Consider the following 13,770-nt stretch of genomic DNA (forward strand, 5'->3'; position numbering starts at 1 on the left):
CTCGTTGTTGAGATAGTCCGACCGAAGGCGGATCGGCCCGCCCCCGGTCCGGACCTTCAAACACGGAGCGTTGCTGATGGTTGCCTTGCACCGAGCAAACACTTCCCTATCGAGGCATTTGACAGGACCGCCCGAGCGGGCCGGAGCCTACTTGTTCTTCTTCGCGTCTTCCGCGCCACCTTGAACGACCGGTTCGGGGGGCGTTCCGATCGCTTCCCTCCGCTTCTCGGCCAAGCTTCCATCCGGAAGATCGGCGGTGGTCGAAACCTCGCCGGTCGGTTGGTCTCCGCGCGCGCCCTTCTGCGTCACCGATTCCGGGTTCTCGCCCAAGGCGCCGCGACGCTCCTTGGCGAGGCTGTCTTTCGGAAGCTCACCCGACATGTTCGGACTCTGATCCGGCGCGTTTCCAGTGGACTGCGCGGCCACGGGAGTAAACGAGCCGAGGGCGATGGCTGCCGCGGCAAAACAGGTTGCTGCTTTCATGACTGATCTCCTTGGGCAAGGTGGGAGGCTAGGCAACTCGAAGGAACAGAGGCCTTCGGAGCGTCGCCCTATGCTGCAAACAATGCAGGCGCCCCCCGGTCCCATGGATTTACGGACATGAGCGCGGCCTTCGCCATGCGGACTCCCGACGGCTCCATGGGAATGGTCCCCGTGGGGTTTCGGGATTGGAAAACCTTGGGCGGATCGCGCGCCGGCATCGCGCTCCCCTCGGAACGGGAAAATCCCACGCCTTCGTCAGGGTTTTCCCGACAGACATGCCGAAATGCCCGACTGTCAATCAGACCCAAAGTATTCGATATAGCATGTTATCGGTGGAAGACCTTTAAGGCCGATGACTTAAAAAATCATTCCAACAGATTGAGAAGAGACGAAGGCGTATTTCATAAGAATTCTGAGATTATTGTGTGTTGTTTTCGGTTTTTTCCAACAAATTTCAATCAAGACACAAGATTATTCTAAAGGGCGAACTATTTGCCGGGCCACCCCTATTGGTCCAACCCAAAGCTGGCATAACCGAAAGTCCCAATCATGGATCAAGTTTTGACCGTAGATGTCGTTCCGCACATTCCCATGCTGAAACGCTACGCCATGAAACTGGCCCGCAATCCACCGGATGCCGACGATTTGGTGCAGGACTGCCTCCTCCGTGCCCTGGCCCGCGCACACCAGTTCGAACCCGGGACCAATCTTCCGGCCTGGCTGATGACGATCCTGCGCAATCTTTTCATAAACCGATACCAACGTGGCCGGCGTATCGTGGAAGTGGAACTGGAGCCGGAAATCGCCGAAGTTTCCATGGAAGCCCCCCAGGTCCGTTGCATCGAACTGCGTGATGCCGCGACGGCGATCCAGGATCTGAGGCCCGATCAGCGACGGCTGATCGAGAAATGCGGTGTCGAGGGCGTTTCCTACGAGGATGCCGCCGAGGAGATGGGCGTGTCCGTCGGCACGATCCGCTCGCGCCTGTCCCGGGCGCGCAGCCAGTTGCGCGCGCAGGTCACCGGCCGCATACGCCCCGCATACCTGAGGACGGCGACCGTGAAGGGCGGAGCCGGAGAGATGCGGCACAGAGCTTCCGTTAACAAGGCCCCGGAACGGCCCGACCGGGAAGAACAGAACGCTGAGGCATCAGTCTCCGTCAGCGCCGAGCCTGAACAGATCAGGGAAACGGGCTGCGACATGATGATCCCGCCGCCCGGCGGGTCCGGAACGCCCGAGAGGTTCCAGTATCGGCCTGCCGACGAAACCGGTCTCCTGCGAACAGGAGCCGACCTCGCGCAGTCGCCCGCGATGGCGACGGGCGGCGCCCCGTCGTCCGCCGGGCCTGCCTCACCGTCCGCTGTGAAACACCGGAAGTCATGGTCCGTGCTCCGCACGGCGATGCCCTGGTGTGGCATCCAAAAACGGCATTCGCACCGGAATACCGTGACCCCTGGTTCCTTGTCGGGCGCGCCGCCACCCCGGCAGCAATTCGTGCTCACCCAGATGCGGAATTCGGAGGTCGAGGTCGAAAGAGACGGCAGCCGAGGGGGTGGTCCCCCTTCCCTTATCGCGCCGCTTCGGTGAGAAGTCGGCCGGATCACGGGGCTGCACCGCTCCACCTCCGTCTTAATCCCCTTACGCCTGTCAGGAATTTTCTGACACCGGGATTTTCACTCAGCGTTGTTAGCCCGACAGACCTGTTAGCTGAGCCACCGTCGTCGCGGGAACCTGCACCGGTCCCGTTTGCAGAAACGCATCGTGGCGACGGCGTCGCGGCATCAGGCGGAAGAGCGGTCAGAACGAACGCTCGTCATCAAAATCAGATGGCATCAAAATCAGATGGAAGGAAAGAACCCATGCGTACACTCATGATTCCCGCCGTCGCAATGGCCCTTTCGGTCTCGCCGGTCGCCCTCGCCCAGAGCCAGCAGAACGGCAGCCAGCAGAGCGGCAAACCGCAGGGCAGCGCACAGCAGAGCGGCAGCCAGCAGGAGATGACCAGGAGCTACAAGGAAGTCGAGAACAGCCTGAAGCAGGCTGGTATCCAGGACGTCCAGGTGCTCAATGCCTCCTATCTCGTGAGCGCCGTCACCAAGCAGGGTGAGCAGGTCACCTTCGTGGTCGATCCGGCTGCGGCCATGGCAACGTCAGGTTCCGGCAGCGGCGGCCAGGGCGGTTCCTCCGGGCAGCAGCAGTCGGGCAATCAGCAGTCGGGCAACCAGCAGGGTGCGACCGCGCAGATGGGCGGGGGCCAGCAGGCTTCGCTGGCGAGCCAGCAACAGGTCCGCACGGCGCTGACAAAGGCCGGCTTCCAGAGCGTCCAGATACTGGATGCGACCTATCTCGCCCGCGGCAAGACGCAGAACGGCGATCAGATCACCATGATGATCGACCCGTCCGCGATCACCGGATCGTCGGAAGCGAGCAGCGGCGGCTCCTCGTCCCAGCAGTCCGGTGGACAGAAGCAGTAGCCTTGAAGTCGCGTGCCATTCGGGTCAGCCCCGGATGGCACTCTTATCTTGACGCCTCCTCCCAGGACGGGACGGGAGACTGAACATGGCCCGCATACTCGGGACGATAACCGCCGTCATCCTCGGCTTGGCCGCTCTATGCGCGGGTCTGGTCGTGATGGCCGGCAGCGCCATCACGCTTCTGGAAGGTGAGAGGCTTGGCGGCGTCACGGGATGGGCTGCAACCAAGGTTGCCGGCCGGCAAGTCGTCGTCGGCGGACCGGTCACCATCGACTGGGGCACCCCGACGGTCGTGACCGCATACGGGATCTCGGTGGACAACCCCGACTGGGCCAGCCATCCCGACCTGCTCGACATCGCGACGCTACGCGTCGGGCTGGATCCGGCAAGCCTGCTGGCGCTGGATCCAGCCATTCCGCTGTTGGACGTCGAGCAGCCGAAGGCGTTCCTGGAACGCGACGCGTCCGGCAGGACCACTTGGCAGGGCCTTCTCGGTTCGGGTGGAAAGACGTCCGAACCGGGTCTCGATCTCTATGGCCTTGAGCAGGTGCGCGTCGTCGACGGATCCGTTACCTACCGTGACGCCGGTTCGGGGACGATTCCTTCCGGACAGTTGTCTGAACTGAGGATCGAGGCGAAGGACGCCGCAAGCCCGATCTCCATCCAGACCACGGCGGAAGCAAGCGACCGGTCCAGACCCAATGCGCCGCCGCTCCAGGTCAGCGGCTCCGCGATGTCGCTGAACGACTTGCGCGCGGAGGGTGCCGTCGGCGGCGACGGGGCGCCCGTGCGGTTCGAACTCGCGGCGGCGGAGTCTAAGCTCACGGCCGAAGGGCAACTGGTCGACCCCTCGGGTGCCCGCAGGCTGGATCTGCGGTTGACCGGGTCCGGCCCGGATGCCGGAATCTTCCTGCAATACATGAACATGCGGATGGCGCCCCGGCCGGGTTGGCGCGTCGAAGCGGAGGTAAGCGGCAGCCACCCTCGCTGGCAGGTCGGAAAACTCACGATGGATCTGGGCGATACCACCATCCAGGGAACCGCCGATCTGGACCTGTCCGGCCAACGCCCCACCGTTTCGGCCGACCTGCGGGCCACGCCCTTGGCCCTCGATCAGTTGCGGGAGATCGCCAGCGGATTCAATACCGGGAATGCGTCGGGCGGGCAGGACTCGGACGGTGGCTCCGGGCTGCCCCTGGACATGCTGACCCGCTTCGACGGCGACATACGACTGGTCGCCGACCCGATCCGGCCGTCCGAACTGCCGGTTTCATCCCTGACCGCCGAGGCCCGCGTGACGGATGGCACCTTGACCGTGGATCCTCTCCAGATTTCAGGAGCAGGCGGAACGGTGGCCGGACGGCTTGTGGTCGACGCGGCCGCGCAGCCCGCATCGCACAGCGCCCACGCGGACCTCGATGATCTGGCGCTGGACGCGCTTCTCGATCTGGTCGGGACCCCGGTGTCGGCACGGGGAGCGGTCGGGGGCAGCCTGGATCTCCGCGCCAGCGGGAGCACGACCGACGATATCCTGTCGACCCTTGCGGTGGCGGCCGACCTGTCGATGGACGGCCGCGTTCGGAACGTCCCGCTCGACATCGGTGTCCGCATCGGCGAGGACGGTCAGCCCTCCGGCGGCACGGTGCCGATCCGAATCCAGGGAACCGTCGCCCAAACCGACCTGTCGGTGAACGGCACCGCCACCTTGGACAACCCGCCCGCGTCGGACCTGGAGGTGCGCGCGCATGGCCCCAGCTTGGCTCCGATCCTGGAGATCGTGGGCGTCCAGGCCGGTACGCCGGGTCTCGACCACCGGCTGGAGGCGAATGTCCATTACGAGGGGAGCACGGCGGAGATCGCCGATCTTCTGGTCGTGATCGGGGCGAGCCGGACCACGGGTTCGGGCAGCCTCGACCTGTCCGGCGACCGACCGATGGTTCGCGCGGACCTCTCCGTCGACCGTCTCGCCCTGGACGAACTTCGCGGACTGGCGCCCTCCTCGCCCGACGGCTCCGGCGGCGAGTCCGCGGGCGACGGCTCCGGTGATGGAGGCATCATTCCCGCCACATCCCTGCCCTTCGACCGCCTGAAGCAAGTGGACGCCCGTATCTCCGTCCAGGTGGCGGAGTTCAGCGGCATCGACCTGCCGCTCTCCGGCCTGGGCGCGGAGGCGACGCTGGACAAGGGGGTGCTGAAGGTCGAGCCGCTGGCCATCGACTTCGCCGAGGGGCGGACCCGCACGACTGCCACCCTGGACGCCAACGCACGGCCGCCGACGCTTCAGGGCCAAGTATCGGTGGAGCGGATCAGCAGCGATGCCCTGCTGACGTCGCTCGGCGTTACGGAGCAGGTCCAGGGACTCGTCTCGGGATCGATGAAGCTCGCCAGTGCCGGCAATACGCCGGATGCGCTCGCCGCCGGACTGGATGGGCAGCTGCGATTCTACATAACCGACGGGCGGATCAATACGAAGCTGGTCAATGCCCTGGCCTTGTCCTTCTCCCAGGTGCTCGACCTGTTGTTCTCGTCCGGCGATTCGACACCAGTGGATTGCATGATCGGATCGTTCGACGTGACGGACGGCATCGTGAAACCGGAAACCCTCATCTTCGCCACGCCGGAAGTCGCCATCAGGGGCAAGGGACGGATCGACCTGGCCGAGGAGACCCTCGACCTGCGCTTCACGCCCCATCCAAGGGAACGTCAGCTCTTCAGCATCGCCGTCCCGATCGAACTGGGCGGGACGCTGTCCGATCCGACCATAGACCTGGGCGCCTCGCTGGGGGCGGAACTCGCCCGGAACCGCGCGTGCCGCTCGGCTTTGGACCGCGTGTCGGAGAACCGGCAGACACCGTCTTCGCAAGAGGACACGGCGGCCGGCGCGCCCTGACGCCGGAACATCCCGCGCCGACGGCGCGGAATCCCCGTCGAGGCCGTTCGGATGGAGGGACGGTCAAGGTTCGGTGTACGACTTCGCCTCGAAAGCGAGGTCATGGGTGCCGGGGTCATGGTCGAACAGGACCCCGCCCCGCGCCTGGGAGTGCGCGGGAACATAGTCGAAGGTGGTCGAAGCGGTTTCCACCGCCGTCCCTCCCTTTCCGAGCGTGCCTTCCACCGTAACCTTGGCGGCAGTGGACCCGCCGTCGTTGACGACCACGAATTCGACCAGATGGCGGCCTTCGATCCTCAGATGACGCTCCACATGGGCCTTCAGCATCGGCGGCGTATCCTGATCGAAGGCATCGTAGAGGATGAGGCCGACCGAACCGACCGTCATGACGAGGCCCAGCAGCGCCGTCGCCCATTCCAGCGGCGGCACCGGTTGCCGGCCCCGTCCATGCCGGCGTTCGGCTTCCTCCCGGGATCCTGGCTCGTTCCGCATGGTTCCTCCTACAATATGAGCCGGGCGAGTGCCGCGCCGAGCGCGCCGGGGAATCCGATCACCACCATCATCTTGGCGGTCTCGAAAATGCCGACGGCGTCGGTCCGCCCGAATGTCCAGAGCACATAGAAGCTGACCAGCAGCGCGATCGCGTACCCCGTGATCGTAAACCGCACAAAGACGTCGAGAAACGCGCCCTCCCGGCGCTCCTGCCCGCCGAAGCCGACCGTATAGACGAAGACATGCAGAAGCAGGATGGAGGTAAGCGCCAGCGCCAGGGCGTGCCACTCCGTCATCTTGTAGGCGATCAGGACCATCTCCTCGGTGGGAGCGACGTTGAACGTCATGAAAAGTGCTCCCGCCATCATAAGGAACAGCTCGCCCCTGTAGGAGGCGTCTTCCTTGCGGTGCTCCGTCTCGTCCCCGTATCTTTCGTCACCTCCCAGTTGCTGGCGCGCCAGTATGGCCCCGATGCTGGCCGGGACTGCCTGGAGGGAAATCTTGCCGAGGATCTCCTGCCAATGCTGGTCGGGCATGATGATACCCATCAGGACCAGCATGACGGCCGAGGAAACGAATCCGACCATGTAGGCCGTGAGCGCGTCCACGACATCGTCGCGCCAGTCGAAGGTGTCCTTGATGCCGGAGTAGTAGGAAAGACCGATCAGCACGGGAAAATTGACTATCAGGAAGAGCGCCAGGCGCAGCCGGTCGAGATAGAAGCCCAGCGACCACATCTCCATCGTCATCAATAACGGAAAGGCGAACACGATCGCGCCACCGAATGCGCGCGCAAGTCCTCGGACATCGGTGCGATCCGCCTGTTCCATTTCTTCCCCGACGACATGGCATGCCATTGCTGTTTCTAGAACGTGGCATGCGCTGGATCGTGCCGGACAGAGCGACTGTCAGGAAAATCCTGACAGTCGCAAGGGTATCTCCTTTCAGCATAGGGTTGTCGTATATGCAATTATGGACGATTTGCAGGAGACCGTGCGGATTGAACATGCCAGAGTCGAGGAAGGTGGAACATATCCCCCGAGGCAGCGCCCGGCGACCGTCGTCCATGGGTGTGCCATGATCCGGCGGGACCCGGGAACCGCCGCGGGCGAAGTCCCTCTCGGGCGCCTCGCCACGGGGTGGCACTCGATGCTGAAGGGTGTTTCCCGCCGAATTCCGACCGGGTTCGGAATCGGCATCGACAATGCGCGGCAGCCGCTGCTGCTGCTGGTCCTGACCGCGGCGATCCCCATATTGCTGTTCGGCCTCTGGGCCTCCCACCTTTCCGCTGAAAAGAAGCGGTCCGACAGCCGCAGGGACATACTGGAAAGGGTCGAGGACGTCACCGAACGGGTGTCGTCCGAACTGCAGAACCATCTGGGGAAACTGCAGGGGCTGGCCGCCTCCGCCGCGCTCGACGGGAACGATCTGCAAAGCTTCTACACCGAGGCACGCCGCCTGAAGGCGGACAATCCGCTCTGGCACACCGTCGAACTCGCCGATCCTTCGGGCGCCCAGGTGCTCAACCTCCTGCGTCCCCTGGGGCGGGACCTGGGACCGTCCGCCGAGCGCTCCAGCTTCGCCAAGGTCGTGCAGACCCTGCAGCCGGCCGTCAGCGGGATCGGCCCGATCGGCCCGGTTTCGGGTCTGCAGCTGGTTGCCCTGCGCGTTCCCGTCGTCCGGGACGACCAACTCCGGTTCGTCCTTTCCGTGGCGTTCGAGCCCAAGTCGATCAGCGCGATCCTGCGCGACGCCGACGTGCCGGCGGGCTGGATCGGCGGCGTGGTCGACGCGCGCGGCAACCTCGTGGCCCGCACCCTCGATGAGGGCTTCACGATAGGCAGCCCCGCGAGCGAGACGTCGAGGGAGGCAGTCACCCGCGCGCCAGGAGGTTTCTACCGGGGCAAGACGCTGGAGGGTGTCGACGTGGAGGTAGCATATCAGCTGCTGCCCCATACCGACGGCTGGTCGGTGCATTTCGGCATCTCCAGCGAATTGCTCGACGCACCGGTGGAGAAGTCGCAATACCTCCTGGCCGGCGGCGGCATCCTCAGCTTGGTGCTTGCCGGGGTCCTCTCCATCGTGGTGGCACGCGACATCGCGCAGCGGCGGCATTACGAGCGGACCAGGGCCACCCTGATGCTGCAGGCGAGCGAGGAGCATCGCGCCATGGCGCTGGAGGCCGCGGCCCTGGGAACGTGGCGCTGGAACGCCGAGGACGACCGGCTGGAGGTCTGCGCCCGGGCGGCCGAGTTGCTCGGCCTTCCAAAGCTAGCCCCATCCGGTGAAATCAGTGCGTGGCAGCACCGGCATCTGCAGGGTGCCGTGCATCCGGACGACCGGCTCCGGGTGGACGAGGCGGTCCGGCAATGCCTGCAGGGAGACCGGCCGATCGAAATCGAGTTCAGGACGGTTCGCCGGGACGAAAGCGTGCATTGGGTTCGCCTCATCGGGAGATGCCAGCGTATCGAGGAGGACGGACCCGAGCTTCTTCAGGGAGTCATCGCCGACATAGACCATCGCAAGCAGGCCGATGCTCGCCACAACGCGCTGCTTCGGCGACTGGCGCAGGCCCAGGAAGACGAGCGAAGGCATATCGCGCGCGAATTGCACGACCAGGTCGGCCAGACAGTCACCGGCCTGGCGTTCGGGCTGAAAGGGCTTGAACAGGGACTAGAGCAGGCTCGGGGAGCGAAGCCACTGATCGAACGGGTCCATTGGCTGCGCAACCTGACCGCAGAAATCGGCCGCGACCTGCATCGTGTCGCGGCCAACCTTCGCCCGACGGCGCTGGACGACCTGGGATTGGAGAAGGCCCTGCGGACCTATGCGTCGGAGTGGAGCGAACGGTACGGAGTTTCCGTCGATATCCAGTCGATCGGAAGCGACGGCCGGCTTCCGGCGGAAACGGAAACCGTCATATACCGCATCGTGCAGGAGGCGTTGACCAACGTGCTGAAGCATGCGTCCGCTTCCTTTGTCAGCATTCTGCTTGAGCGCAAGACCGATCGTCTCCGCATCATCATTGAGGACAACGGCCGGGGCTTCGATACGGCAGGCATTCTCGGGGAAAATGCCGCTGGACACGCGAACGGCATCCCCCACCTGGGTCTGTCCGGCATTCGCGAGCGCCTGTCCCTGATCGGGGGTTCGGTGATGATCGAGTCCTCGCCCGGCGCGGGGACGTCGCTCTACGTACAGGTCCCGATTCCACAGAATCAGCAGAGGTCGGATTCATGACAGGCATCCGCGTCGCAGTGGCGGACGATCATCCCGTGGTCCTGGCCGGCATCAAGGCGCTGCTTCAGGCAGCGCCCGAGATCACGCTGGTCGGCGACGCCACCACGGGCAAAGCGGCCATCGAATTGATCCGGCAGGCCGCGCCGGACATCGCGGTCATCGACATTTCCCTCCCCGATCTCAGCGGGTTGGACATCGCCCGCCGCGTCGCGGAGACGTGTCCCAAGGTCAAGCTCCTGGCATTGACGGTCCACGAGGACCGGGCCTATGTCCAACTGCTGCTGCAAGCCGGCGCCCGGGGTTATATCCTGAAGCGGTCCGCCGCCGAGGATCTTGTCCGGGCAATCCGCGCGGTCGCGGCCGGAGGCGTCTTCCTCGATCCTGAGATAGCGGACAAGGCGCTTCCGGAGACCATCCACAACGGGTCGGCGTCGTCGGAAAAGGAACATCTCAGCCAGCGCGAGACGGAGGTCCTCAGGTTGACGGCGCAGGGCTTCAGCAACAAGGAGATCGCGGCCCGGCTCGACGTGAGCATCAAGACCGTCGAGACCTACAAGGCGCGGGCGTCCGAAAAACTCAACCTGCGTACCCGGGTTGACATAGTCCGCTACGGCGTCGCCCAAGGGTGGCTGGAAAGCATCTGACGTGGTCCGCTTCGCTCGACCTCCGAGTTCCCTTCCGTCGGGAGCAACCCTGAGTCCAGATCTTCCGGGCCGGAATTTCCCGAACCGTCCCGCTCCGGAGGCTTGCCCCCGCAATCCGGAAACTGCGGAACTGACCCCCATGTCCGATCGGGCATCTAGTCGTTCGTCATCATGTTCCTCCTCGTTCCGACCCTCCAGGATGCGGCCCGATCAGGCCTTAATGCTCTGGAGCGCGGCTTGGCACGCCTGCTCGCACCGGCGGCACGAGTCCGCGCAGACCCGGCAATGTTCGTGTTCCGACGCATGGCCGTCGCATTCCGCGCCGCACAGGCGGCAGGCGGTCGCGCAGGCCTGGAGCGCCAGGCGGATCAGTTCCTCGTTCGACCCGGTCCGGCGCGAGGCGATCGAACCGGTCGCCGCGCAGATATCCGCACAGTCGAGATTCAGTCGAATGCACTGGCGGAGTTCCTTCACCATGTCCTCGGCCAAGCAGGCATCCGCGCAGGCGGTGCAGGTCTGGGCACAGGAATAGCATTCCTCGATGCATCGGATCAGGGCATCGTTGATGTTTCCCTTTACGTCGGGATGCGTCCCTATCATTTCGCGAACCATCATCTTTCCGTCTCCTCATGTTTGACGAGGCTCTTGCTTCGGTACGGCGCCTCATTCCGCAAACAGCCCCCCTGGCGCCGGATCGCGCGCATATTGCGCCGGGGAGCGAAATAATCCGCCGGCGGCATCGCGCAGGTACCCGATTTGAACCCCGGACCGTCCATAATTTCAGCGTTGCCCCCTGCCGGTTTCCGGGAAGATGCCTGGGCAGAACCAAGGGGGAGGTTCAAAGATGGGACTTGCTGGAAGAATTCCGCCGCTGCTGCTGGCCGGCCTGCTGATCGCCGGGCCGGCGACTGCGGCGGATCGGGCGCCGGTCGGGCGGGTGGTCCGTCAGGAAGGCAGCACCGTGATCCTGCGCGACGACATCCGGTCCCCGTTGCTGATCGGCACATCGGTGTTCACGTCGGACGTGATCGAAACGGGCTTCGCGTCGCGGGTCACGGTCCAGTTCGGCGACGGCAGCAGCCTGAGCGCCGGGCCGGAAAGCCGCGTCCAGGTTTCGGACTACACGATCGATCCGCAGGGCGGACGGACGTCTGCGCTCTTCTCCATGCTGTCCGGCATCGTCCGCGCCGTGGTCCGCCAGGCGGGGCTGGGCAGTTTCGCGGTCCAGACCGATACCGCGGTCGCGTCGGCCCGCTCCACCGAATGGACGGCGGAGATCACGCCGGCCGGCACGGCGGTGCTCGGCCTGGAGGGAGTGGTCGAGGTGCGCAGCCGCTCGACAGGAGCGGCCGTCACCCTGGCGCCGTCCCAGGGGACCGACGTGGCGGCGGGACGGGACCCGACGCCCCCCGTCACCTGGGGAGCGGCCAGGGTGGACCGGACCCTCCGCCTCGTCGGCCCGGCCAACCGTTGAGCGATGGGCAGGCGGAGTTCCTGGCTGCTGGCGGCGCTCGCCGTCCCGCTGGTCCTGGCCGGGCTCCGGCTGGCCGATGCCGAACCCGGATGGCTGCGGGGTCTTGAAGGCAGGAGCCTGACGCTGCGCTACGGGTTGCGCGGGCCGCTGGAGCCCTCGGGCACCGTGGCGCTGCTGATGATCGACGACAGGACGCTGGCGGAGCATGGCCGCTGGCCGCTGTCCCGGCGGCTGATCGCCGACGCCGTCCGCCGGCTGGCGGCGGACGGCGCGCGCGTCGTCGCGATCGACCTGCTCTTCCCCGAACCCGAGGCACCGCTGCCGGCCGAGGTCGCCGACATCCTGGAAGACGCCCGCAACCGCTTCCAGCAGCCCGCCGACGGGCTTGCCGCCCGGATCGACGGGCTGCTGGAAGCGGCCGACCCGGACGATGCCCTGGCGGCCGCGCTGCGGTCCACCGGAATAGGCGTGCTGGGTTTCGCCTTCGGCTTCGAGCCGGACGGAACCGCAGCGGCCGGCGGCGCCATCCCCGACGCGCTCCGGAATGCCGCGTTCCGCGTGGTCCGGGAACCGGCGCTCCCCGACCACCGCGACGACCATCCGGCATCGGTGGTCGTTCCGGTGCCCGTCCTGGCCCGGTCGGCTGCGCTCGGCCACGTCACCGTGCGGATCGAGGCCGACGGCGTGCTGCGCCACGACCAGTCGGCGATCCGCTTCGGCGATTCCTGGTATCCGAGCCTGCCGGTCGAGGCCGTCCGGCGGTACCGCGGCCTGGATGCGGACGGGATGGCCCTCCATGTCGGGCACGGCATCCGATACGGACCGGACTTCGTCGCCACCGACCGCCGGATGAGGCTGCCGGTCAATCATTACGGCCCGCCCGGAACCATCGAGACCCGCTCGCTGACCGACCTGCTGGCGGGCCGTATCCCGCCGGGCAGCTATCGCGGGCGGATCGTGCTGATCGGCGCGTCGGCGCAGGGCGTCGGCGACAGCTTCCACACCCCGTTCGGCCAGGCGCTGCCGGGCGCCGAACATCTCGCCACGGTGATCGACAACCTGCTGACCGGACGGACGCCGGCGGACCGATCCTCCCTGCTGCCGGCCGATATCGCCGCGATCCTGGGCGGCGGGCTGCTGGGAGCGGCGCTCGGGTCCGCTCTGGCGCCGGTCGCCGCGACGATCGGCACGGCGATCCTGGTCGCCGGCTGGCTCGCCGCGACGGCGGTGCTGTTCGCCACGGCGGATCTGTGGCTGGCGGTGACCTCGCCGGTCCTGGCGGCGGGACTTGGCTTCGCCCTGTTCGCCGCACGCCGCTCCCAGGTCGGCGAGCAGGCGCGGCGCCTGGCCGAGCGGCAGCGGCGCAACCTGATGCGCTATTTTTCGCCGGCCGTCGCCGAACGGCTGATGAACAGCAACCGGCCCGGACTGGAGGACCGGATCCAGCCCGTGACCATCCTGTTCGTCGATCTGGTGGGGTTCACCGGGATCAACGAGCGCCTGTCGCCCCGTGAGGCGATGGACGTGCTGCGCGGATTCTACAGCCATGTCGAATCGGCGGTGCTGGACCGGGGCGGCGTGGTGGACAAGTTCCTGGGCGACGGCGCGATGGCCATATTCGGCATCCCCGAGCCGACGCCCCACGATGCCGGGGACGCCTTGGCGGCGGCACGGCAGATCGCCGATGGCATGGAGGACTGGAACCGGGAGCTTGCGTCCGCGGGCCTGCCGGCGCTGACCGTCGCGATGGGACTCCACCTGGGGCCGGTCCTGATCGGCGACACCGGCGGCACGAGACAGTTCACCTTCACGATCATCGGGGACGCGGTGAATGTGGCGAGCCGCCTGGAAGCCCTGACCCGCGAACTGGGCGTGACGATCGCGGCCTCCGACGCGGTGATCGAGGCGGCGCGCTCCACCGCTGGGAGCGCGGCGGTGGAGGGCTTCGTCGAGCTACCGCCCCGGCTGCTCCGCGGGCGGGAGCGCCCGGTCGGCGTCTGGAGCTGGCCGGCCCCGGTTGGAACGGCCGCGCGGTCCGGCCTGTTATCGCCACCGGACCAGACCCGGTGAAGG

11 protein-coding genes are annotated in these 13,770 nt (G+C 66.2%); 7 read left to right on the forward strand and 4 right to left on the reverse strand.

All coding sequences use genetic code 11. The features are described 5' to 3' along the window. Positions 1-147: 147 nt before the first annotated feature. Positions 148-483 (reverse strand): hypothetical protein, encoded by a 336-nt coding sequence (locus JL100_RS15825; protein WP_202681351.1) that lies wholly within the window; start codon positions 481-483, stop codon positions 148-150. Between the two features lie 549 nt (positions 484-1,032). Between JL100_RS15825 and JL100_RS15830 the strand changes: the two genes are divergently transcribed. From JL100_RS15830 to JL100_RS15840, 3 genes are all read left to right on the forward strand, one after another. Beyond that, positions 1,033-2,070 (forward strand): sigma-70 family RNA polymerase sigma factor, encoded by a 1,038-nt coding sequence (locus JL100_RS15830; protein WP_202681350.1) that lies wholly within the window; start codon positions 1,033-1,035, stop codon positions 2,068-2,070. Positions 2,071-2,342: 272 nt separating this feature from the next. Further along, positions 2,343-2,957 (forward strand): hypothetical protein, encoded by a 615-nt coding sequence (locus tag JL100_RS15835; RefSeq protein WP_202681348.1) that lies wholly within the window; start codon positions 2,343-2,345, stop codon positions 2,955-2,957. Between the two features lie 85 nt (positions 2,958-3,042). Next, positions 3,043-5,847, forward strand: coding sequence for an AsmA family protein (locus tag JL100_RS15840; protein ID WP_202681346.1), 2,805 nt, complete (start codon positions 3,043-3,045; stop codon positions 5,845-5,847). Between the two features lie 63 nt (positions 5,848-5,910). Here JL100_RS15840 and JL100_RS15845 read toward each other — a convergent pair whose 3' ends face one another. Then, entirely contained in the window at positions 5,911-6,339 is a 429-nt protein-coding gene (locus JL100_RS15845; protein WP_202681344.1) for a hypothetical protein, read from the reverse strand. 8 nt (positions 6,340-6,347) lie between these two features. After that, positions 6,348-7,169, reverse strand: a complete 822-nt coding sequence (locus tag JL100_RS15850; RefSeq protein WP_202681343.1) for a TIGR02587 family membrane protein — start codon at positions 7,167-7,169, stop codon at positions 6,348-6,350. Positions 7,170-7,593: 424 nt separating this feature from the next. On the opposite strand from JL100_RS15850, the gene JL100_RS15855 reads away from it, so the two are divergent. Then, the gene (locus JL100_RS15855; protein WP_202681342.1) at positions 7,594-9,579 is read left to right on the forward strand and encodes a sensor histidine kinase; all 1,986 of its coding nucleotides are present in this window, start codon (positions 7,594-7,596) and stop codon (positions 9,577-9,579) included. Continuing rightward, a complete protein-coding gene (locus tag JL100_RS15860) occupies positions 9,576-10,223 on the forward strand; it encodes a response regulator (protein WP_202681339.1) in 648 nt (215 codons plus the stop codon). Before JL100_RS15855 ends, JL100_RS15860 begins: the two co-directional genes overlap by 4 nt. A gap of 210 nt (positions 10,224-10,433) precedes the next feature. Here the strand turns inward: JL100_RS15860 and JL100_RS15865 are convergent, their stop codons facing one another. Further along, a complete protein-coding gene (locus tag JL100_RS15865; protein ID WP_202681338.1) occupies positions 10,434-10,838 on the reverse strand; it encodes a four-helix bundle copper-binding protein in 405 nt (134 codons plus the stop codon). A 229-nt stretch (positions 10,839-11,067) separates the two neighbouring features. On the opposite strand from JL100_RS15865, the gene JL100_RS15870 reads away from it, so the two are divergent. After that, positions 11,068-11,697 carry a FecR family protein gene (locus tag JL100_RS15870; RefSeq protein ID WP_202681336.1) on the forward strand — a complete coding sequence of 210 codons (630 nt, stop codon included), beginning with the start codon at positions 11,068-11,070 and terminating at the stop codon, positions 11,695-11,697. 3 nt (positions 11,698-11,700) lie between these two features. Next, positions 11,701-13,767, forward strand: coding sequence for a CHASE2 domain-containing protein (locus JL100_RS15875; protein ID WP_202681335.1), 2,067 nt, complete (start codon positions 11,701-11,703; stop codon positions 13,765-13,767). The last annotated feature ends 3 nt before the right edge of the window (positions 13,768-13,770 follow it).

Origin of the sequence: Skermanella mucosa (assembly GCF_016765655.2) — a bacterium.
Taxonomy (GTDB): domain Bacteria; phylum Pseudomonadota; class Alphaproteobacteria; order Azospirillales; family Azospirillaceae; genus Skermanella; species Skermanella mucosa.